This window comes from Xanthobacter flavus (assembly GCF_017875275.1).
Lineage (GTDB): Bacteria > Pseudomonadota > Alphaproteobacteria > Rhizobiales > Xanthobacteraceae > Xanthobacter > Xanthobacter flavus_A.
Map to the genome: position 1 here is coordinate 166,667 of NZ_JAGGML010000001.1, position 20,973 is coordinate 187,639.

At 64.6% G+C, this 20,973-nt stretch carries 19 protein-coding genes; 14 read left to right on the forward strand and 5 right to left on the reverse strand.

Annotation, left to right across the window (positions count from 1 at the left end):
- The first annotated feature begins 1 nt into the window (after position 1).
- The 8 genes from J2126_RS00845 (at position 2) to J2126_RS00880 (ending at position 8,950) form a co-directional block, all read left to right on the forward strand.
- On the forward strand, positions 2-238 hold the full coding sequence (locus J2126_RS00845) for a thioredoxin family protein (RefSeq protein ID WP_149577637.1): 237 nt from the start codon (positions 2-4) through the stop codon (positions 236-238).
- On the forward strand, positions 235-651 hold the full coding sequence (locus J2126_RS00850) for an OsmC family protein (RefSeq protein ID WP_432445298.1): 417 nt from the start codon (positions 235-237) through the stop codon (positions 649-651). The genes J2126_RS00845 and J2126_RS00850 overlap by 4 nt, the downstream gene beginning before the upstream one ends.
- Before the next feature lie 67 nt (positions 652-718).
- Entirely contained in the window at positions 719-1,906 is a 1,188-nt protein-coding gene (locus J2126_RS00855) for a thiolase family protein (protein WP_149577639.1), read from the forward strand.
- Positions 1,907-2,138: 232 nt separating this feature from the next.
- Positions 2,139-3,014 carry a PhnD/SsuA/transferrin family substrate-binding protein gene (locus tag J2126_RS00860; RefSeq protein ID WP_149577640.1) on the forward strand — a complete coding sequence of 292 codons (876 nt, stop codon included), beginning with the start codon at positions 2,139-2,141 and terminating at the stop codon, positions 3,012-3,014.
- Positions 3,015-3,088: 74 nt separating this feature from the next.
- On the forward strand, positions 3,089-4,471 hold the full coding sequence (locus tag J2126_RS00865) for a sensor histidine kinase (RefSeq protein ID WP_245327171.1): 1,383 nt from the start codon (positions 3,089-3,091) through the stop codon (positions 4,469-4,471).
- A complete protein-coding gene (locus J2126_RS00870) occupies positions 4,461-5,783 on the forward strand; it encodes a sigma-54-dependent transcriptional regulator (protein ID WP_149577642.1) in 1,323 nt (440 codons plus the stop codon). The genes J2126_RS00865 and J2126_RS00870 overlap by 11 nt, the downstream gene beginning before the upstream one ends.
- 171 nt (positions 5,784-5,954) lie before the next feature.
- Positions 5,955-6,476 (forward strand): arsenate reductase (azurin) small subunit, encoded by a 522-nt coding sequence (locus tag J2126_RS00875; RefSeq protein ID WP_012115921.1) that lies wholly within the window; start codon positions 5,955-5,957, stop codon positions 6,474-6,476.
- An 11-nt stretch (positions 6,477-6,487) separates the two neighbouring features.
- On the forward strand, positions 6,488-8,950 hold the full coding sequence (locus J2126_RS00880; RefSeq protein WP_149577643.1) for an arsenate reductase (azurin) large subunit: 2,463 nt from the start codon (positions 6,488-6,490) through the stop codon (positions 8,948-8,950).
- 48 nt (positions 8,951-8,998) lie between these two features.
- Here J2126_RS00880 and J2126_RS00885 read toward each other — a convergent pair whose 3' ends face one another.
- Positions 8,999-9,847: a sulfite exporter TauE/SafE family protein gene (locus J2126_RS00885; RefSeq protein WP_149577644.1), complete on the reverse strand. Its 849-nt coding sequence runs from the start codon at positions 9,845-9,847 to the stop codon at positions 8,999-9,001.
- Between the two features lie 227 nt (positions 9,848-10,074).
- Between J2126_RS00885 and J2126_RS00890 the strand changes: the two genes are divergently transcribed.
- Positions 10,075-11,028 carry a substrate-binding domain-containing protein gene (locus tag J2126_RS00890; RefSeq protein WP_149577645.1) on the forward strand — a complete coding sequence of 318 codons (954 nt, stop codon included), beginning with the start codon at positions 10,075-10,077 and terminating at the stop codon, positions 11,026-11,028.
- An 84-nt stretch (positions 11,029-11,112) separates the two neighbouring features.
- On the opposite strand, the gene pstB is transcribed toward J2126_RS00890, so the two are convergent.
- The 4 genes from pstB to J2126_RS00910 all read right to left on the reverse strand — a co-directional run bounded on the left by pstB (position 11,113) and on the right by J2126_RS00910 (position 14,913).
- Positions 11,113-11,922: a phosphate ABC transporter ATP-binding protein PstB gene (gene pstB / locus J2126_RS00895; RefSeq protein ID WP_049776177.1), complete on the reverse strand. Its 810-nt coding sequence runs from the start codon at positions 11,920-11,922 to the stop codon at positions 11,113-11,115.
- 29 nt (positions 11,923-11,951) lie between these two features.
- Positions 11,952-12,887, reverse strand: coding sequence for a phosphate ABC transporter permease PstA (gene pstA, locus J2126_RS00900; protein WP_012115926.1), 936 nt, complete (start codon positions 12,885-12,887; stop codon positions 11,952-11,954).
- Positions 12,888-12,897: 10 nt separating this feature from the next.
- Positions 12,898-13,749: a phosphate ABC transporter permease subunit PstC gene (pstC, locus tag J2126_RS00905; RefSeq protein WP_081437185.1), complete on the reverse strand. Its 852-nt coding sequence runs from the start codon at positions 13,747-13,749 to the stop codon at positions 12,898-12,900.
- 162 nt (positions 13,750-13,911) lie between these two features.
- Positions 13,912-14,913: a PstS family phosphate ABC transporter substrate-binding protein gene (locus J2126_RS00910; RefSeq protein ID WP_012115928.1), complete on the reverse strand. Its 1,002-nt coding sequence runs from the start codon at positions 14,911-14,913 to the stop codon at positions 13,912-13,914.
- A 545-nt stretch (positions 14,914-15,458) separates the two neighbouring features.
- Here J2126_RS00910 and pstS point away from each other — a divergent pair.
- The 5 genes from pstS to arsJ all read left to right on the forward strand — a co-directional run bounded on the left by pstS (position 15,459) and on the right by arsJ (position 20,935).
- Entirely contained in the window at positions 15,459-16,487 is a 1,029-nt protein-coding gene (gene pstS, locus J2126_RS00915) for a phosphate ABC transporter substrate-binding protein PstS (protein ID WP_012115929.1), read from the forward strand.
- Positions 16,488-16,532: 45 nt separating this feature from the next.
- Positions 16,533-17,420 carry a helix-turn-helix domain-containing protein gene (locus J2126_RS00920; RefSeq protein ID WP_149577646.1) on the forward strand — a complete coding sequence of 296 codons (888 nt, stop codon included), beginning with the start codon at positions 16,533-16,535 and terminating at the stop codon, positions 17,418-17,420.
- 81 nt (positions 17,421-17,501) lie between these two features.
- Positions 17,502-18,563 (forward strand): ACR3 family arsenite efflux transporter, encoded by a 1,062-nt coding sequence (gene arsB / locus J2126_RS00925; protein WP_149577647.1) that lies wholly within the window; start codon positions 17,502-17,504, stop codon positions 18,561-18,563.
- Between the two features lie 52 nt (positions 18,564-18,615).
- On the forward strand, positions 18,616-19,659 hold the full coding sequence (locus J2126_RS00930; RefSeq protein ID WP_149577648.1) for an ArsJ-associated glyceraldehyde-3-phosphate dehydrogenase: 1,044 nt from the start codon (positions 18,616-18,618) through the stop codon (positions 19,657-19,659).
- A gap of 1 nt (position 19,660) precedes the next feature.
- Positions 19,661-20,935 (forward strand): organoarsenical effux MFS transporter ArsJ, encoded by a 1,275-nt coding sequence (gene arsJ, locus J2126_RS00935; RefSeq protein WP_209483261.1) that lies wholly within the window; start codon positions 19,661-19,663, stop codon positions 20,933-20,935.
- Positions 20,936-20,973 lie beyond the last annotated feature (38 nt).

Sequence of the window (20,973 nt, forward strand, 5' to 3'; positions counted from 1 at the left end):
CATGAAAGACGTGAAGGTGCTGGGCCCCGGCTGCTCTCGCTGCGAGGCAACGGCGCAGATGGTGCGGGATGAGGCGGCCAAGCTCGGGCTCGACGTCACGGTGGAAAAGGTCACCGACTATGCGGTGATCGCCGGATACGGCATCGCCTCGACGCCGGGCATCGTCATCGACGGCAAGGTGGTGCACGCCGGCGGCCTGCCGAAGCCGGACGATCTCGCCCGCTGGCTCGCGGCGTGAGCGCCGCCATGCTGGAATACAAGGTTCACGCGTCGCGCATCGACGTACACGGCAGCCTCGCCCGCACCAAAGAGGCCGAGATCACCCTCGACACCGACATTGGCGGGCGCGCCGATGCTTTCAACCCGGCGGAACTGTTCCTTGCCGCCATCGCGGCCTGCATGATCAAGGGCATCGAGCGGGTGACCCCGATGCTGAATTTCGAGCTGCGCGGGGTGGATGTCACGCTCCACGCCGTTCGGCAGGACGCGCCGCCGAAGATCATCTCGGTGGATTACGAGCTGATCATCGATACGGACGAGACGGAGCAGCGCCTGGCTTTGCTCCACACCAACGTCCGCAAGTACGGCACGATTTCGAACACCGTGGCGGAAGCGACCCGATTGGACGGGACGATCCGAAGGAAGGCATGAGGCGCATCAAGGCGCTGCGCGCACCCGCGCGAATGCGATCTGTCGTTATCCATGAAAGGCCAAGTCCATGACGAAACGAGACGTGGTCATCTGCGCGCCGGTGCGCACGGCGATCGGCACTTATAATGGCGCTCTGAAGGCGGTCCCCGCGACCGAGCTGGGTGCGACAGTCGTGCGCGAGACGCTCCGTCGCTCGGGCCTCGATGCAGCCAAGCTGTCGAGCCTCATCATGGGCAATGTGGTCCAGGCCGGCAACAAGATGAACCCCGCCCGCCAGGCGGCCGTCCATGGCGGCGTACCGGTGGAGGTGCCGGCCATGACTGTGAACCGGGTCTGCGGCTCCGGCGCCCAGGCCGTTGCCTCGGTCGCCCAGGAGATCTGGCTGGGCTTCGCCGATGCGGCGATCGCCGGCGGCATGGAGAACATGGACGCCGCGCCCTACCTCATGAGCGGCGGGCGCTGGGGCTATCGCATGGGCGATGCGCAGATCTACGATTCCATGCTGCGCGACGGCTTGAACGACGCCTTCTCGGGCGAGCATTCCGGTTGGCACACCGAAGACCTCGTGACCAAATGTGGTGTCTCCCGCGAGGATCAGGACCGTTGGGCGGCGCGCTCGCAACAGCGCTTTTCCCAGGCGCAGGCCGCCGGAAAATTCGATGCCGAGATCGTCGGTGTCGAAATCAAGGGCCGCAAGGGGCCGGAGATCTTCGCTCGCGACGAGCACAATCGGCCGGACACCACGATCGAATCCCTCACCAAGCTGAAGCCGGCCTTCCGTAAGGACGGCACCATCACCGCCGGAAACGCGCCCGGTCTCAATACCGGCGCCGCGGCGATGATCCTCGCCGAACGCGATTTCGCCGCGGCGAACGGCCTTGAGCCGCTGGCGCGGCTCGTCGCCTTCGGCGTCGGCGCGGTGGAGCCAGGCATGTTCGGCATCGGTCCGGTACCAGCCGTGCGCCAGGCGCTGGGGCGTGCGGGCTGGACGATCGCGGAGGTCGAGCGGGTGGAAATCAACGAGGCCTTCGCGGCGATCGCCCTCGCCGTTACCCGCGAGCTCGGCCTTGCCGAAGAGGTCGTCAATGTTGAAGGCGGGGCCATCGCCCATGGCCATCCCATCGGCGCGAGCGGGGCGATCCTGACCACGCGGCTCATCCATTCGATGCGGCGCGACGGCCTCAAGCGTGGCATCGTTACCCTCTGCATCGGCGGCGGCCAGGGCATCGCGCTGGCGATCGAAACACTGGCCTGACAGGCAGGTCAGACGCCCGTGCGGGCTGCCGGCTTCGGCCGCGATCCCGCGCGGGTTCTTTGAAAGTGGCCCTCGCGCCGCCAATTGATTCCACGGCAGAAGAACAAGCCTCCTGGCGGGGGCACTGCGCAAATTGTCGTTTCTCACGCTGACACGGATGCCCGTTTGCCTTTCAGGCCATCCGCGTTATTCTTCGATTTAAGAAGAATTACAAAGCGGGAGGCCCTAGCAAATGGGCGCCGGTTCGCGCATCGACCGCAGGGCGGTCCTTGCTGCCGCTGCTTCCATGGTCGGCGCGACGCTCGTGCCCCTGTTGGCGCGCGCCTCGGCCGGCATCATCCGTTTTGGCCTGACCCCCGTCTTCCTGACCTCCGACCTCGAACTGCTCGGCCGGCTTCAGATTTACCTGCGGCGGGCCACCGGCTTACCGGTCGAACTCGTCAGCCGGCGGACCTATCAGGAGATCACCGCGCTGCTGGTCTCGGGTCAGCTCGATGCCGCGTGGATCTGCGGCTATCCGTTCGTCGCCCATCGTGACGCGCTCCAGCTGGTCGCGGTTCCGCTGTGGCGCGGGCAGCCGCTCTATCAGTCCTGCCTCATCGTCGACCGGGACCGTGACGCACGGGACTTCCAGGACCTCAAGGGCGATATCCACGCCTTCTCGGACCCCGATTCCAATTCCGGCTTCCTCGTCACCCGCGCGCTTCTCGCGGAGCACGGCCTGAAGCCCCCGTCCTTCTTCGCCCGCACCTTCTTCACCTACGGCCATCGCAACGTGATCCGTGCCGTGGCCTCGGGCCTCGCCCAATCCGGTTCCGTGGACGGCTACGTCCTGGACGTTATGCGGGAGATCGAGCCGGAGCTGACGTCGCGCGTCGCCATCCTGCGCCGGTCCGAATGGCTCGGCTTCCCGCCCATCGCTGCCCCGCGCCATCCGCCAGACCCGCAGGCGCTCGCCGCGCTGACGGAGGCGCTTGCGCGCATGAACGAGGACGAGGATGGCAAGGCGGTGCTCGCCATGCTGCGGCTCGATGGTTTCGCGCCGCAGGAGGCGAGCCTCTTCGACCCCATCGCCGCAAAGGCGGCGCTCGTCGCGGGCACCGGGTGACGCCCATGATCGCGCGCCTTGACCCCCGCCAGTGGCCCGTCACCCTCAAGGTGCCCCTAGCGGTTGCGGCGCTCATGGTGCTGGTGGGGCTTGCACTCTCCGAGCGCGTGCTGAGCCGGCTGGGGGAGACGCAGGAGCGCCAGTTGCGCGCCTTGGCGCAGACCTATCTGGACAGCCTCTCCTCCGCGGTCGCACCCGCGATCCTAAGAGACGATGTCTGGGAAGTTTATGACGCCATCATGCGGGCACAGGCCCTCAACAAGAGCCTGCATCCGTTGAGCGCCGTGATCACCGACGCGGAGGGCCTCGTGATCGCGGCGTCCGATCCCCGTCGCTTCCCCATTGGGGTGCGTCTCCCGTCCGATCTCGCTCCGCTCGCAACCGGCCGGGATTTCAGATTCGAGGCGGGCGCCAGATCCGCCACCGCGACGCGCGTGCTTTCCTATCCTGGACGCATCGTCGGAATCATCCACGCCACTTTCGACACCAGCCATCTGGCTTTGGAGCGGCGCGACGTCGTCCTCGCGCTCGCGGCCACGAACGGGATGGTCACGCTGCTGCTCGCCGTGGCCGGCTGGTTGCTCGTCGCCCGCATGATGGCGCCGGTGCGCACGCTCTCGCGCTATCTGGGCGCTGCGAGCGAAGGGCGGGCGACGCCCGTTCCCCCGGAGGCGGTCGCGCGCAACGGCGCTGAATTCGCCCGCCTGTTCCTAGCCTACAATGCGCTGGTCCGGTCCATGTACGAGCGGGAGGACCTAGCCCGACAATTGGCGGACGAGCATCGGCTCGGCAGCCTCGGGCGGCTCACCTCGGCGCTCGCCCACGAGATCAACAACCCGCTGGGCGGCCTTTTTAACGCGCTGGCGACGCTGAAGACCCATGGACACCATGCGGCGGTCCGAAAATCGTCCCTCGGCCTTCTCGAACGAGGCCTCGTCGGTATCCGCGACGTGGTGCGCACCACCCTCGCTTTGTATCGGCCGGAGCAGGCGCCGCGACCCCTCGCCATGGCCGATTTCGAGGACCTGCAGCTACTGATTGCCCCCGCGGCGCGCCGGAAGGGTGTCGATCTGAGGTTCTCCGGTCCCGTCGACGTGTTGCTTCCTCTGCCCAGCACCCCGGTGCGCCAGGCCGTGCTGAACCTGCTGCTGAATGCGGTTTCCGCCGCCCCGCCGGGAAGCGAAGTGGCGGTGGATGCGTCGCTCACGCCGACGGCCCTGCATGTAATCGTGTCGGATCGAGGCAGCGGCCTGCCCGAGCCTGCGGGGTGCCTTCTTGCGGCTGGCGGGGAAACGGGTGGCCCACCCTGGGGCGGCGGCCTCGGCTTGTGGACCACCCGGCGCATCCTGGACGACCTCGGTGCCTCGGCCGAGGTCGAGCGGCCTGAAACGGGGGGAACGCGGATCCGTCTTCTCTTCCCTTTCATCGCCCCAATGGAGCTCGCCCATGTCGCATGAGCCTCCCGTCATCGGCCTCGTGGAGGACGATCCCATCATGGGCGAGAGCCTCGCGCAGCGGCTCGGCCTGGAGGGAATGAGGGTGCATTGGTGGCGGACCGGCTGCGCAGCGGTGGCGGATATCCGGAAGATTCGCTTCGAGGCTATCGTATGCGACATCCGCCTTCCGGATCTCGATGGGGAGGCTGTGTTCCGGGAAGCGGCGCACGTGCCTCGGACGCCGCCTTTCCTGTTCGTGACCGGCCATGGCGACATCGACCAAGCGGTGCGCCTGATGCGGTCCGGCGCGGCGGACTACGTCACCAAGCCCTTCGAGATGGAGGACTTCCTGGCGCGGCTCACCGACTTGCTGATGCCGCATGGAACCACGGAAGGCGGCACGTTGGGCGTCTCACCCGCCATCCGGCAGGTGGAGGCTCTGTTGTGCAGGATGGCTCGCCTGTCCTCCAATCTGCTCATCACGGGGGAGACAGGGACAGGTAAGGATGTAGCCGCCCGCTTCATCCATGCGCAATCGCGGCACGCGACCGCGCCGTTTATCGCGGTCAACTGCGCCGCCATTCCCGCCGACTTGATGGAAAGCGAGCTGTTCGGCCACGAGCGAGGCGCGTTCACCGGTGCCGCGCAGCGCCATCTCGGCTATGTGGAGCGCGCCGGCGACGGCACGCTGTTTCTCGACGAGATCGGGGAATTGCGTCCGGAGTTGCAGGCAAAACTCCTGCGGCTGATCGAGAGCAAGACGTTTCAGAGGGTCGGCGGTGAGCGCGAGATCGCCTTCGGCGGCCGTATCGTGACGGCCACCAACGCCGATCTGGCGCTGCGAGTTGTCGAGCGACAATTCCGCGAGGATCTCCTTTACCGCATCAACGCGGTCAGCATTCGCCTGCCATCTCTGCGGGAGCGCCCCGATGACATCCCATGGCTCATGGAGCGCTTCTTTACGGAATATAGCGCGGACACCGAGACCAACCTGAAAGGGATCAGCGCCCTCGCCGAGGAGGCCGCGATGCAGCATCCTTGGCCCGGGAATGTGCGGGAGCTGCGGAACCGGATGGAGCGTGCGGTCGCTCTTGCCTTGGGCCCCTGGCTGATGCCCGGGGATCTCTTTCCCGAGATCGTTCGCGAAGGCGCTGACGCCGGCCTACGGATCGGCTCACTGGAATCCGCGCGCCAGGAGGCGGAGAAGCGTCACATCCTCCGGGCGCTGTCCGCGACCGCGGGCGAACTCTCCGCCGCCGCCCGGCTCCTCGGCGTTGGGCGCACCACCCTGTGGGAGAAGATGCGCCGCCTCGGTTTGGGTAGCGACGGCTGACGGCGCGTTCGGGTTTCCGGACAGACGGCGCCGCAGCATGTTCGGGACGGCGGACGTGCTCGCCTCATCTCGCTCGTTAAATCATTGAATTCTCTACTCAGCTCCGCATGGCGCAGCTTCTGCAGGACGTCTTGCGTCCGAAAGGACCAATACGCTCTGGGAGGAGCTTTCATGAAAAGATGTCCCAGCCTCGTCGATGCCGGCCGCCGCAGCTTCCTGACCGGCGCCGGCCTTGCGACCGCAGGCGCCGCCGTCGCCTCCGTTCTGCCGGCCCAAGCCAAGGCGGCCCCTGCGGTCGCGTTGGTGAGATATCCAGCGAACCGCCTCGCCAATGTGAAGGACCTGAAAGTTAATGAGCCGCTGGACGTGGCCTATCCCGATGACGACGCGCCCGGCGTCCTTCTGAAGCTCGGGACACGCGTGGCCGGAGGCGCCGGACCCGACGGCGACATCGTCGGCTTCACCACCGTCTGCCCGCACAAGGGATTTCCCCTTTCTTACAGCACGACGGACAAGACGCTGAACTGCCCCGGCCATTATTCCCGCTTCGATTGCGAGAAAGGCGGCCAGCAGATCTGGGGCCAGGCGACGCAGAACCTGCCGCAATACGCGCTGCGTGTGGACGCGAAGGGCGACATCTATGCCGAAGGCGTGGATGAGCTGCTCTACGGCCGCCTCTCCAACGTGCTCTGAGGGAGGACACCATGGCTTACAAGCGCCAGATCGGCCAATTGCCCATCATTCCCGCCAATGCGACCGTCCACAACGTCGTCTGCCACTATTGCATCGTCGGCTGCGGCTACAAGGCCTATAGTTGGGACGCCCGATACGAGGGCGGCACGGCGCCGGGCGAGAACGCCTTCGGCGTCGATCTCTCCAGGCAACAGCCGGCAGAGACCGCAGCCTGGTATGCGCCGTCCATGTACAACATCGTCAGGCAGAACGGGCGAGACGTGCACATCGTCATCAAGCCCGACAAGGCGTGCGTGGTGAATTCCGGCCTCGGCTCCGTGCGCGGCGCGCGGATCGCCGAGATGAGCTATTCGCGCCAGCGCAACACCCAGCTCCAGCGCCTCACCGATCCCCAGGTCTGGCGCTACGGACAGCTCCAGCCCACGAGCTGGGACGACGCCCTCGACCTCGTCGCCCGCGTCACCGCAGCGGTGATCGCTGAGCAGGGCGAGGACGGCCTGTTCGTGTCCGCCTTCGACCACGGCGGCGCGGGCGGCGGATACGAGAACACCTGGGGCACCGGAAAGCTCTATTTCGGCGCCATGAAGGTAAAGAACATCCGCATCCACAATCGCCCGGCCTACAATTCGGAGGTCCACGGCTCGCGCGACATGGGGGTGGGCGAGCTCAACAATTGCTACGAGGACGCGGAGCTCGCCGACACCCTCGTAGCGGTGGGCACGAACGCGCTGGAAACCCAGACCAACTATTTCCTGAACCACTGGGTGCCCAACCTGCGCGGAACCTCCCTCGACAAGAAGAAGGCGGAGTTCGGCAGCGAGCCGGTGGCCAAGGCGCGCATCGTCATCGTCGATCCGCGCCGCACCGTCACCGTGAATGCCAGCGAGGTGGAGGCGGGCAAGGAGAACGTGCTCCATCTCGCCCTCAATTCCGGCACCGACCTGATCCTGTTCAACGCCTGGCTCACCTACGCGGCGGAGAAGGGGTGGATCGACAAGGGTTTCATCGCGGCCTCCACGAAGGACTTCGACAAGGCCCTGGCGGCCAACAAGGTGAGCGTGGCGGAAGCCGCTCGCGCCACCGGCCTCAGCGAGGCGGACATCGTCAAGGCGGTCACCTGGATCGGCGAGCCCAAGGCCGGCGGGGCACGTCGGCGGACCATGTTCGCCTATGAGAAGGGCCTCATCTGGGGCAATGACAACTACCGCACCAACCAGGCGCTGGTGAATCTCGCCCTCGCTACCGGCAATATCGGCCGTCCGGGCGGCGGCTGCGTGCGCATGGGCGGCCACCAGGAGGGTTATTGCCGCCCGTCCGACGCCCATGTGGGCCGGCCCGCAGCCTATGTGGACAAGCTGCTGATCGAGGGCAAGGGCGGCGTGCACCACATCTGGGGCTGCGACCACTACAAGACCACGCTCAACGCCATGGCTTTCAAGCGCGCCTACAAGATGCGCACGGACCTCGTGAAGGACGCCATGGCCAGCGTGCCCTACGGCGACCGCGATGCCATGGTGGCCGCCATCTTGGGCGCCATCCGCAAGGGTGGGCTGTTCAGCGTCGACGTGGACATCGTGCCGACCCATATCGGCGAGGCCGCCCATGTGATGCTGCCCGCCGCGACATCCGGCGAGATGAACCTCACCTCCATGAACGGCGAGCGGCGCATGCGCCTTACCGAGCGCTACATGGACCCGCCGGGCCAGGCCATGCCCGATTGCCTCATCGCCGCGCGGATCGCCAATCACATGGAGCGGGTGCTGCGCGCCATGGGCAAAACGGAGGTGGCGGACAAGTTCAAGGGCTTCGACTGGAAGAGCGAGGAAGACGCCTTCATGGACGGCTACGCCAAGAACGAAAAGGGCGGCGCGTTCGTCACCTACGATCGCCTGCGGACCATGGGCACTAACGGCTTCCAGGAGCCCGCCACGGCCTTCGCAGACGGCAAGATCGTCGGCACCAAGCGGCTGTTCGCCGATGGCAAGTTCAACAAGCCGGACGGCAAGGCGGTGTTCGCCGAAACCCGGTGGCGCGGCCTCCAGGCCCCCGGCAAACAGGCGGAGAAGGACAAGTTCGCCTTCCTCATCAATAACGGGCGGGCGAACCTCGTCTGGCAGAGCGCCTATCTTGACGTGGAGAATGAGCTGGTCATGGATCGCTGGCCCTATCCCTTCATCGAGATGAACCCGCAGGACATGGGCGAGCTTGGCCTCAAGAGCGGCGATCTCGTGGAGGTCTACAACGAGAACGGCTCCACCCAGGCCATGGCCTATCCCACCCCCACGGCGAAGCGGAAGGAGACTTTCATGCTGTTCGGCTTCCCGACCGGCGTGCAGGGCAATGTGGTGTCCGCGGGGGTCAACGAGGACATCATCCCCAACTACAAGCAGACGTGGGGCAACATCCGCAAGATCGCCGACGCGCCGGAAGGCGTGCGGCACCTGACCTTCAAGTCGAAGGAGTATCCGGCCTGACGGCGGGCACCATCGGCCGGCGTTCTGGCGCCGGCCGAGACCGCACCCTCATCCGTGGCGCCACACTTTCACCGATGACACGACGAGGATCAGCGCCAGGATGGGAAGCAAGACCTGCTCGGGCACAAGCCCAAGGAGGTGCCCGCCGATGAAGGCGCCCACGATGGAGCCCACCGCCATCACGGCCACGAACACCTTGTTCTGCGCGACGGTGGCGAAGGCGTTGTCGCGGCTGTAGCGGGTGAAGCCGACGATCATGGTGGGCAGGCTCACCGCCAGCGACAGGCTGCCGGCGAGCTTGATGTCCGCGCCGAAGAGAAGCACCAGCGTCGGAATCAGCAGCTCACCGCCGGCCACGCCCATCAGCGAGGCGACCACGCCAATGGCGAATCCCGCAATGACGCCGGCCACGATCAGCCAGGGTCCCGAAAGCAGCGCGGACGCTGCGGTCGATCCGTGTCCGAACAGGAGGGCGACGGCGATCAGCACCAGCAGGACTGCCAAGACCCGGTAGAGGGTGCGGGAGCTGAGCCGGGTGGCCCAGCCGGCGCCGAACCAGGCGCCAACGAGGCTACCCGCCAACAGGTTGAGGATGATCGGCCAGTTGGTCGCGATCGCGCTGAAGGGCACCGTCGCCGCCCTGAACGGCAGCGCGCTAGCGACGACGACCAGGCTCATGGCCTTGTTGAGGATGACCGCTTCGAGCGCCCGGAAGCGGAATGGGCCGATCAGCAGCGGCAGGCGGAACTCTGCGCCACCAAGCCCGATGAGACCGCCGAGCATGCCGATGAGGGCGCCCCCGGCGAAGGCCGGCACCGGCGGGGGGCCAGGGTTGGACCCCCGCTCGTCCCGTGTGTTGGCACGCTCGGACGACAGTGGAATGGACTGCTGGGACATGGATGAGCCTCCGGCCATGATCGTTCGGACGGAGCCGCCATCATGGTATGAAATGATATGAATTGATACGAAAACAAACGATTTGACGGGTATATTGCTGGTTTAATGAGCCGAGCGTGGCGAATAGATGTTGTTTTGTAAAGATAGAATGGTCAGGACGGCTGGCCGAAGGCCGAGCTATATGCCAAATGATATGAAATTAGATGAATTGAGATGCCGGACATGCCATGGATACGCCTAACGCCCTGACTGTCGAAGATGTGGCCGAGCGGCTGCACGTCAGCCGGAGCGGCATTTATGCTCTGATCAAGGCAGGCGGGATCGGCTTCTACAAGGTCGGCCGTAAGATCCGCTTCACCGAGGCGAACGTGCGCGACTATATCGAGCGCTCCGGCAGGGCCGCGCGCGCGCCCGAGCTGGCAGGCCGCCCGGCATTCGACGAGAACCGGTATTTTGACCTGAAGGCGGAGCGTCGGGCCGGGGACGGCTTCATCATCTGCGGCCAGGACCTCATCCTCGACATCCTGTCCAACTTCATGCGCATGCACGGCGTCATGGCGCTCAGGGCCTATATCGGCAGCTACGACAGCCTCGTCTCGCTCTATTACGGCAAGGTCTCCGTCGCGAGCGCACATCTGTGGGACAGCGCCGGCGACGACTACAACGTGCCCTATGTCCGTGCCTTACTGCCTGGCGTGCGCTGCGCGGTGGTCAACGTCACCTACCGCATGCAGGGCCTCTACGTCGCCAAAGGCAACCCGAAGGCCATCCGAACATGGCAGGACTTCGCCCGCGACGACATCACCATGATCAACCGCGAGAAGGGGGCGGGATCGCGGGTGCTGCTCGACGAGAACCTGAAGCTCCTCGATCTCTACGCCAGCCGGATTAAGGGCTACGATAGCGAGAACCAATCCCATCTCGCCGTGGCGAGCGCAGTGGGCCGTGGCGACGCCGACGTGGCGGTGGGGATGGAAAAGGTCGCCCGCCAAGTAGATAATGTGGACTTCGTCCCACTGAAGAGGGAACGCTACGACCTTGTGGTCCGTAAAGAGCATCTCGACACACCGGAGGTCGCGACGATGCTCAAGATCCTGCGCTCGGAGCGGTTCCAGAACGAGTTCAAGAGCATCGGCGGATATGACATCACCGACATCGGGAAGATCGTGGCTGAGACGTGAGGCCGAATCTACTGCCGTCGCTGAAGCGCCCGAATGCCAAGTCCACGAGCGAACTTCCCGCCGCCTCCCACCGAGCCGAACGCCTCAGCCGAACCGGCCGGTGATATAGGAGCGCGTGCGCTCCTCGGTTGGGTTGGTGAAGATCAGGCTGGCCACGTCGTATTCCACCATGTGGCCGAGATGCATGAAGGCGGTGAAATCCGAGATGCGCGCCGCCTGCTGCATGTTGTGGGTGACGATCACGATGGTGTAGGCGCCCCGCAACTCGTCCATCAGTTCCTCGATCTTCGCCGTGGCGATGGGGTCGAGGGCCGAAGTGGGTTCGTCGAGCAGGATGAGCTCCGGATCTGGGGCGAGGGTGCGGGCGATGCACAGGCGCTGCTGCTGGCCGCCCGACAATCCATAGGCGGATTCCTGGAGGCGGTCCTTCACCTCGTCCCATAGGGCGGCTTGGCGTAGCGCGGCTTCCACGCGCCCATCCACTTCGGAGCGATTCCGGATGCCCCGGATGTGGAGGCCGGATGCCACATTCTCATAGACCGATTTCGGAAACGGGTTGGGCTTCTGGAACACCATGCCGATGCGCAAACGCGCGAGCATTGGATCTACTTCCGGCGCCACGATGTTGATCCCCTCCGGATAGAGGATGATCTCGCCCTGATACCGGTTGCCCGGATATAGGTCATGCATGCGGTTGAAGCAGCGCAGGAGCGTGGACTTTCCACATCCCGACGGCCCAATGAGGGCGGTGACCTTACCCTCGACGATCGGAAGCTCCACCCCCTTGAGCGCCTGGTTGTCGCCGTAGAAGAAATTGAGGTTGCGAACAGAAGCGCGCAGGGGGGCGGGCTCCTTGCTGGCCACGGCGTCCAATGCTGGGGTCACGGCGGTCATCTCGTTCTCCGAAAGGCCGGGCTGCAGCATCAGCGCATGCTCCGGCGGATCTTGTAGCGCAGCCAGATGGCGATCGCATTCATCAGCAGCGTCATAAGCAGCAGAATGAGACCGGTTGCTGCTGCGTTCACGTGGAACGCCGCCTGGGGACGTGAAACCCAGTTGAACATCTGGATCGGCATCACCGTGAACGGCGAGTTGAGCCAGTTGAAATTGATGAACGGAAAGGTGTCCTGGACCGGTGAAGGCGGCAGGAAGGCGATGAAGGTGAGCGCGCCGATGGTGATGATGGGCGCGGTCTCGCCGATGGCCCGTGACATACCGACGATGGCACCCGTGAGGATGCCGGGACGCGCGGTGGGCAGGATGTAGCCGCTCACCGTCTGCCATTTGTCGGCGCCAAGCGCATAGGCGCCCTCGCGGATCTCGAGCGGGATGGAGCGCACCGCCTCGCGTGTGGCGACTATGATGATGGGCAGGATGAGAAGCGCCAGCGTGATGCCCGCAACTAGAATCGTCTGGCCCATGGCGAAGCTCTGCACGAACAGGCCGAGGGCGAGCAGCCCATAGATGATGGAGGGCACGCCCGCGAGATTGGTCACATTGATTTCGATGAGATGGGTGATCCAGTTCCGCGGCGCATATTCCTCAAGATAGAGGCCTGCTGCGACGCCGAGCGGCACCGCCAGCGCCGTCGTCACCAGCATCACCAGCGTGGTGCCGACCCAGGCGGACAGAATGCCGGCCTCCGAAGCGCGTCGGGAGGGGAAGCTCGTCAGGAAATCAAGATCAATGCGGCCAAGCCCGTCCACCATGAAGTCCACGATGAGCGACAGCAGAACGATCATGGAAATGACGAGCACGCTGAGGCCCAGGATCGCGAAATTGCGGTCGGACCGATGCGCCCGAGCGACGATTTCCGCGTCGGAGAGGCGGCGGGAGGGTTGAGCGGCGAGCGGCTTCACGGCCATCCCCTCAATAGACTTCACGGTATTTCTGGCGGAGCCAGAAGGCGAGAATGTTGAAGGCGAAAGTCATGAGGAACAGCGTCATGCCCGCCGCGAAGATGGTGAGATAAGCGATGGAGCCATGTGGCACGTCGCCGAGGCTGATCTGGACGATATAGGAGGTGATCGTGGCTGCGCCCTCCAGAGGGTTCAGGGCGAGCTTCGCCTGCTGGCCCGCAGCAATGGCCACCACCATGGTCTCGCCCACCGCCCGCGACATGCCGAGGATGTAGGCCGCCGTCACCCCGGAGAAGGCGCCGGGGATCACCACCCGCGTCGCCGTCTGGAGCCGCGTGAAGCCCAGCGCATAGGCCCCCTCCCTCAGTTCCGCAGGGACCGCGCGCATGGCGTCCTCGCTCACGGAAACGATGTAGGGCAGGATCATGATGCCCATGACGATGCCCGGCACGAGCAGGTTGAAGCCCGCCAGCCCGGGAATGAAGATCTGGAAGATGGGCGTGAGGAACAAAAGAGCGAAATAGCCGAATGCCACAGTGGGCACGCCTGCGATAAGCTCCAGAAACGGCTTGATGGTCTCGCGCACCTGTGGCCGCGCGAACTCCGACAGATAGATTGCGAGCACGGTACCGGCTGGAATCGCGACGAGCAGGGCGATGAGCGAACTCACCAAAGTACCGGATACCAGAGTCATGATGCCGAAGTGCTTGTCCTGAAACACCGGCGTCCATTGTGTGTCGGTCAGGAAGGAGATGATCGACACCTGTGCGAAGAATTTCAGGCTTTCGGACAGGAGGACGTAGACGATGCCCGCCGTGACCAGGACAGAGAGTGCGGCACTGAGAAACAGGACAACGCGCATGATGCGGTCCACCACCCGGCGTCGCGCCAGGAAGACCGGAGAAACCGTCAGGCGCAACCGGCCTGTTCTTGAGTCTGGAGACACCGGTGCGACCACGTCCAACCCTCACCTGAATGGAGGGAGGCGCCGGAGCACCTCCCTCAGGTCCCTCAAGATCACCTGTCAGTAGACGAGCTTTTCCTTGACGAGATCCTCGACGGAGACGCCGACCTTGGACCCGGTGAAGCCGGTGCCGATCTCACGCTTCTTGAAGCGCTCCTGGAACACCTTCAGGGCGGCCTCGGGCAGCGGCACATAGCCGACTTCCTTGACCAGCTCGACCGCGTGCTTCGGGTCCTGGTAGAACTCAACGAACTTCGCCACCTCCGGACGGGTTTCGGCCGCCTTCTTGTTCACGTAGATGAAGATCGGCCGCGACAGAGGCTGGTACTTGCCGGTGCGGGCGTTCTCGACCGACGGCTCCACGGCGGGCGCGGCGTCATCGACCTTGATCTTCACCGCCTTCAGCTTGCCGGTGTTCTCTTCATAGTAAGCAAGGCCGAAAAAGCCGAGGGCGTTGGGATCGCCCGCCACGCCCTGGACCAGCACGTTGTCATCCTCCGATGCGGTGAAGTCGCCGCGGCTGGAATGCTCCTTGCCGACGATGGCGGCGGTGAAATAGTCGTAAGTGCCTGAGTCGACGCCCGCGCCGTAGAGCACCAGCGGCCGATCCGGGTAGCTGTCGCGGACCTGCTTCCAGTTGGTGATCTTGCCCTGGGCCTCGGGCTCCCAGATCTTCTTCAGATCCGCAACCGTCATCTCGCTCGCCCAGGTGTTGGACGGGTGGACGATGACCGTGAGCGCATCAAGGGCGACCGGCAATTCGATATACTCGATGCCGGCTTCCTTGCAGGCCTTCTGCTCGGCGGAGGTGATGGGGCGCGAGGCGTCAGAGATGTCGATCTCTCCGCGGCAGAACTTCTTGAAGCCGCCGCCGGTACCGGAGATGCCGACCGTCACCTTGATATCCTTGTTCGCCTTCTGGAATTCCTCCGCCATGGCTTCGGTCACGGGGAATACCGTGGACGACCCGTCGACCTTGACCAGTGCCTGGGCAGCGGCGCCGTTGAAGGCCGCGCCGGTAGCGAGCAGCGCGAGGGCGCTCGCGAGAGTGATGATCTTCATGAGGATGCCGTCTCCCTGGACAGTGCCGCTAGGGCTTCTGATGCTCACCTAGCCTCACGGGCTCTAAGCATGTTATGTAACAAATTCATGACAATTTGTGTATATCGAGCGATATTCCTGAATCAACAGAGATTTTATCGAATATGACGCAACGTAGTTCTAGGCTATGGTTGGCTTTATTTCATGTAAATCATATGGACATCGTGGCAATTGTCCATGGTTGATTGCAATTTTTGAGAGGCTATCCGACTTCGATTGACGTATATTACTTATATAAAGTCCATATGAAGCGCCTATTATTCATTTCTCCTCCCGAACAAATTTGCCTCTCAACCTCGCGAGCATTCCGTCTCTACATTACATCATTTCCATTTGTATCGACATATCGATAATTTATACTATCGCTGCGATTGGCGCGACGTAAATGGCGTCACAAGAGTGACATGAAGGCCATATAGCGATCTGTCCACTCCTATCGACATAATGACTCGTATGGAGCTATCTGTTTCCAGCGATATGTCGCTAGGACCCAAGGGAGGCCAGCCGTGAATCGCATTCTTGTCTGGACAGCTGCGGCGACGCTCGCGGCCCTGTCGATGTTCGCGCCTCCGGCGCGCGCCGCGGAGGTGCGGGGTGCCGGCTCCACCTTCGCCTATCCGATCATCTGGAAATGGGCGGAGGCGTTTCGTGAGCGCACAGGCCACATCGTAGGATACCAGTCGGTGGGTTCGTCGGCCGGCGTCAACCGTATTAAGGACGGGGTGGTGGATTTCGGCGCGTCCGACAAGCCGCTGAAGCCGGAAGAACTGGAGAAATATGGCCTCGGCCAGTTCCCCATCGTGTTCGGTGGCGTCGTTCCGGTGTTCAACGTGGACGGCGTGGGGCCCGGCCAGCTCCGCTTCACCGGCGCCCTTCTCGCTGACATCTATCTCGGCAAGGTCACGACCTGGTCCGATCCCGCCATCAGGGCCCTCAATCCCGACGTCAAGCTGCCCAACGCGAAGATCGTGGTGGTGCACCGTTCCGATGGATCTGGAACCACGTTCAACTGGGTGTCCTACCTTGCCAAGGCGAGCCCGGAGTGGAAGCAGCAGGTCGGCGAAGGCAGCGCAGTCGCCTGGCCGGTGGGGTATGGCGCGCGCGGTAACGAAGGGGTCTCGACCGAGGTCAAGCGGGTCCCGAATGCCATCGGCTATGTCGAATACACCTATGTGGTGCAGGTGAAGCTGGCCTATGGCCTCGTCCAGAACCGTGCTGGCAAGTTCATCGCACCCAGCGCGGCGGCGTTCCAGGCGGCGGCGCTGAGCTTCGATTGGGCCGGCGCCAAGGACTTTTTCGTCGTCATCACCGATTCCCCCGCCGAGGATGCCTATCCTATTGCGGCGACCACCTTCGCTCTCATGTACCGCGAGCCGAAGGTGCCGGCGAACAGCCAAGCCGCCTTCGAGTTCTGGCGTTTCGCCCTGGGCGAGGGCGAGAAATTTGCGTCCGAGCTCGGCTATGTTCCCTTGCCGCCGGCTCTGGTCCAGCAGGTCAAGGACTATTGGGCCAGGACCTTCAAGGGCGGCGCCTGAGGCACTTGGGCTGACGCGTGAGCAGCATTCGAACGGTGAGACAAGATGGACGAGACGAAGCTGAATGGGGAAGACGCCACGCGGATCTTCGATGCGCTGTCCCAAGGCACGCGCTTCGAGACTTATCGTCTTCTGCTGCGCTATGTGCCCTATGGCCTTCAGGCGGGCGACATCGCCCGCCTGCTGGCGGTAGCGCACAATACCATGTCGGTGCACCTCGGCGTGCTGGAGCGTGCCGGCCTTGTCACGTCGCGGCGCGAGGGACGGTCCATCATCTATGCCGTCAGCTTGTCCACAGCGGGCCCTGTGCTGAGCCAACTGATGGCGGAGATGGGTTTTGCCGTCTCCCCCCGGTGCGGGACCGGCCCCGCGGCCTTTCCACAGCTGCGTCCTGCCGCTGGGAATGATCGCGTCTACAATGTTCTGCTGGTCTGCTCGGCCAACTCGGCACGGTCGCTGATCGCGGAGGCGTTGCTCAACCGCGAGGGGCGAGGCCGCTTCAAGGCCTACTCGGCCGGCAGTCGGCCGAAGCTCAAGCCGCACTCGATGGCTATCGATCTGCTCGACTCGCTCGGCTACGACACGACGAACCTCGCCTCCAAGAGCTGGGATGGGTTCGCCAGGCCGGATGCGCCCCAGATGGATTTCGTCATCACTACCTGCGACGCCGCAGCTGGGGAAATCTGCCCTGCCTTCCCCGGTCATCCGCTACAGGCCCATTGGGGTCTGCCCGACCCGATCCGGGTGAAGGGAACCGAAGCTGAGCAGAAGGCTGCCTTCGTTGCCACCTACCGTCGGCTCGCCGGGCGTATCTCCGCCTTCGTCAACCTGCCATTTGAGCAGCTCGATCTTGCTTCGCTCAAGGAGCGCATCGGCGAGATCGGGAAAATGGAGGGAGCGACGGACCTCACACTCTCGGGACAGGCCGCGTGAACTGTCGTCGTCCTGAAACAGACCGCGCCCACGCTCTCGCCGCAATCGGCCGCAGCTGGCGGCCTTGGGAGATCCCGCACCGTGTCCGTGTTTGAACGCTATCTCACTCTCTGGGTGTTCCTGTGCATCATCGCCGGCGTCGCGCTTGGCGCGCTGGCGCCGTCCGTGTTCCAGACCATCGGGGCGCTGGAAGTGGCGCGGGTCAACCTGCCGGTAGCCATCCTCATATGGCTGATGATCGTGCCCATGCTGGTCAAGATCGACTTTGCCGCGCTCAAGGAGGTCGGCCGGCACTGGCGCGGAATCTCGGTGACGCTGCTGGTGAACTGGGCGGTGAAGCCGTTCTCCATGGCGTTCCTCGGCTGGCTGTTCATCGGCTATCTGTTCCGACCCTACCTGCCAGCCGACCAGATCGATAGCTATATCGCCGGCCTCATCCTTCTGGCGGCGGCGCCCTGCACGGCCATGGTGTTCGTCTGGTCAAATCTCACCAAGGGTGAGCCCCACTTTACCTTGTCCCAGGTGGCGCTGAACGACGCCATCATGATCGTCGCCTTCGCGCCCGTCGTGGGGCTGTTGCTCGGGCTCTCCTCCATCACCGTGCCGTGGGACACACTCTTCCTGTCGGTGATGCTCTACATCGTCGTCCCGGTGATCGCGGCGCAGCTCCTCCGCGGGCGCATCCTGGCGACCGGTGGACAGGCCGGGCTCGATCGCCTGCTCGGCGTGCTCCAGCCGCTCTCCCTGGTGGCGCTGCTCGCCACCCTGGTGCTGCTGTTCGCCTTCCAGGGCGAGCAGATCCTCGCCCAGCCGCTGGTGATTGCGCTGCTGGCCGTGCCGATCTTGATCCAGGTCTATTTCAACTCGGGCCTTGCCTATCTCCTGAACCGGCTGTCCGGCGAAGCCCACTGCGTGGCCGGCCCCTCTGCCCTCATTGGGGCCTCCAATTTCTTCGAGCTGGCGGTGGCTGCCGCCATCAGCCTGTTCGGATTCAAGTCGGGTGCGGCTCTCGCCACCGTGGTGGGTGTGCTCATCGAGGTTCCGGTGATGCTCTCGGTGGTGTGGATCGTGAACCATACCAAGGACTGGTACGAAGCCGGCGGCGTGAGGGTGACGGACGCCGGCGACCGCACCAAAGCCTGAGATCATCGCGGCAACGCCGCACCTTTTCAAAGTTTGCGAGGATGACGGTGCCATGAGAGTAGGGATCAACGGCCTCGGCCGCATTGGACGGCTTTCGCTTCGCGCGGCCATGGGGGCGGCCTACCGCCCGGACAATGATCCGCGCGGCAACAACCGGCTCGAGATCGTTCATCTCAACGAGATCAAGGGTGGGGCGGAAGCCATCGCCCATCTCCTCGAATTCGACAGCGTACAGGGGCGCTGGCGTGCGCCCATCGCAGCCGAGGGCGCGGATAGTGTGCGCATCGGCGAGAAGAGCTTGTCTTTCTCCTCTCACGCGACGCCGGGCGATATCCCCTGGGGCGATCTCGGCGTGGACCTCGTACTGGAGTCCACCGGCAAGTTTCTCACCCCCGCCGTGCTCGAAGGTCACCTGAAGCGCGGCGCCAAGCGCGTAATCGTCGCCGCGCCGGTGAAAGACCCGTCCGTGCTGAACGTTGTGGTGGGGGTGAACGAGCAGCTCTACGACCGAGAGACGCATCCCATCGTCACCGCTGCCTCCTGCACCACCAACTGCCTCGCCCCGGTGGTGAAGGTGGTGCACGAGGCCATCGGCATCCGCCACGGCCAGATCACCACCATCCACGATCCCACCAACACCAACGTGGTGGTGGACGCGCCCCACAAGGACCTGCGCCGCGCCCGCTCGGCCATGCTCTCGCTGCAGCCTACTACCACCGGCAGCGCCACCGCCATCGCCCTCATCTATCCCGAGCTGAAGGGCAAGCTGAACGGCCATGCGGTGCGCGCCCCGGTGCTCAACGCCTCGCTCACCGACTGCGTGTTCGAGCTCAACCGCGAGACCACGGCGGACGAGGTGAACGCGTTGTTCGCCAAGGCCGCCGCGGGTGCGCTCAACGGTATCCTCGGCTTCGAGCCGCGCCCTTTGGTGTCGGCGGACTACGCCCGCGACACCCGCTCCGCAATCGTTGATGGGCCGTCCACCCTCGTCACCGACGGCACCTTGCTCAAGGTCTATGCCTGGTACGATAACGAGATGGGCTATGCCTGCCGCATGGTGGACCTTGCCTGCCACCTCGAACGCGTGGGGCTGTGAGATGGCGGCGTCATCCTCCGCGGGCCTGCGCAACTACGCCATCGTCACCGCGGCCTATTGGGGCTTCACGCTGACCGACGGCGCCTTGCGCATGCTGGTGCTGTTCACCTTCTTCAAGCTCGGCTACTCGCCCTTCACCCTCGCCTTCCTGTTCTTGCTCTACGAGGCGGCGGGCATCGGGGCGAACTTCATCGGCGGCTGGCTCGCCGCCCGCTTCGGCATCACCCGTATGCTGACAGTCGGGCTCACGACCCAGATCGCCGGCTTCCTGCTGCTCTCCGCCATGTCGCCCACCTGGGAAACGGCCGTTCTTGTTGCCTGGGTGGTGGCGGCGCAGGGCGTGTGCGGCGTGGCGAAGGACCTCACCAAGACCGCCTCCAAGTCCGCCATCAAGGTGACGGAGGCCGAGGCCAAGGGTAACGCCGAGGGGCGCCTGTTTCGCTGGGTGGCGTGGTTCACCGGTTCCAAGAATGCCATGAAGGGCTTCGGCTTCTTTCTTGGCGGCGTGCTCCTGGAGGCGTTCGGCTTTCGCTTGTCGCTGTGGCTCATGGCTGCCGTGCTGGCGCTGGTGCTTCTCGGCGTGCTGCTGTCCCTGCCGCCTATGATGGGCAAGGCCAAGGCGAGTAGTTCGGCAAGAGAATTGTTCGGCAAGAGCCGGGGTGTGAACCTGCTCGCTGCTGCCCGCGTCGCCTTGTTCGGCGCGCGGGACGTGTGGTTCGTGGTGGGCGTGCCGGTCTTCCTCTATGGGATGGGCTGGACCTTTCCCATGGTGGGCGGCTTCCTCGCGCTGTGGACCATCGGCTACGGCATCGTGCAGGCATCCGCGCCCGCCGTGGTGAGCCGCAGCCCGGACGGCCTGTCCAAGGAAGTGCCAGCGGCGCGCTGGTGGGCGCTCGGCCTCGCTCTGGTGCCGGTGGCCATCGCCGTGCTCCTCGCCGTGACACCCCTGCGGCCGGACATCATCGTCGTGATCGGGCTCGCCATCTTCGGCGCCGCCTTCGCCGTGAACTCCTCCCTGCATTCCTACCTGATCCTGGCCTATGCCGGATCGGAGAAGGCAGCCGAGGACGTCGGCTTCTATTATGCCGCGAACGCCGCCGGGCGCTTCGCCGGAACCCTCCTCAGCGGCCTGCTCTACCAGGTGGGGGGCATCACGACCTGCCTCGCCGGCTCCGCCGTCATGCTCGGCATCTGCTGGCTCACCACCCTGCTGCTGCCGACCCACGCCAGCGCCCTGGAGAAGGCCAGGCCCGGCAGTGCCCTGCCGAGCAGTTGAGCCGGCCGCATCGTAGTCGGTGCGTCACACAACAGTCG

Bases quoted from the DNA above. Each gene is read 5' to 3' on its own strand.
- J2126_RS00890 (WP_149577645.1), top strand. From the start codon at position 10,075: ATGGATACGCCTAACGCCCTGACTGTCGAAGATGTGGCCGAGCGGCTG.
- J2126_RS00870 (WP_149577642.1), top strand. From the start codon at position 4,461: ATGTCGCATGAGCCTCCCGTCATCGGCCTCGTGGAGGACGATCCCATC.
- pstC (WP_081437185.1), bottom strand. From the start codon at position 13,749: ATGCGCGTTGTCCTGTTTCTCAGTGCCGCACTCTCTGTCCTGGTCACG.
- J2126_RS00875 (WP_012115921.1), top strand. From the start codon at position 5,955: ATGAAAAGATGTCCCAGCCTCGTCGATGCCGGCCGCCGCAGCTTCCTG.
- J2126_RS00845 (WP_149577637.1), top strand. From the start codon at position 2: ATGAAAGACGTGAAGGTGCTGGGCCCCGGCTGCTCTCGCTGCGAGGCA.
- arsJ (WP_209483261.1), top strand. From the start codon at position 19,661: ATGGCGGCGTCATCCTCCGCGGGCCTGCGCAACTACGCCATCGTCACC.
- J2126_RS00910 (WP_012115928.1), bottom strand. From the start codon at position 14,913: ATGAAGATCATCACTCTCGCGAGCGCCCTCGCGCTGCTCGCTACCGGC.
- J2126_RS00880 (WP_149577643.1), top strand. From the start codon at position 6,488: ATGGCTTACAAGCGCCAGATCGGCCAATTGCCCATCATTCCCGCCAAT.
- J2126_RS00920 (WP_149577646.1), top strand. From the start codon at position 16,533: ATGGACGAGACGAAGCTGAATGGGGAAGACGCCACGCGGATCTTCGAT.
- pstB (WP_049776177.1), bottom strand. From the start codon at position 11,922: ATGACCGCCGTGACCCCAGCATTGGACGCCGTGGCCAGCAAGGAGCCC.
- J2126_RS00885 (WP_149577644.1), bottom strand. From the start codon at position 9,847: ATGTCCCAGCAGTCCATTCCACTGTCGTCCGAGCGTGCCAACACACGG.
- J2126_RS00860 (WP_149577640.1), top strand. From the start codon at position 2,139: ATGGGCGCCGGTTCGCGCATCGACCGCAGGGCGGTCCTTGCTGCCGCT.
- J2126_RS00930 (WP_149577648.1), top strand. From the start codon at position 18,616: ATGAGAGTAGGGATCAACGGCCTCGGCCGCATTGGACGGCTTTCGCTT.
- J2126_RS00865 (WP_245327171.1), top strand. From the start codon at position 3,089: ATGGTGCTGGTGGGGCTTGCACTCTCCGAGCGCGTGCTGAGCCGGCTG.
- J2126_RS00855 (WP_149577639.1), top strand. From the start codon at position 719: ATGACGAAACGAGACGTGGTCATCTGCGCGCCGGTGCGCACGGCGATC.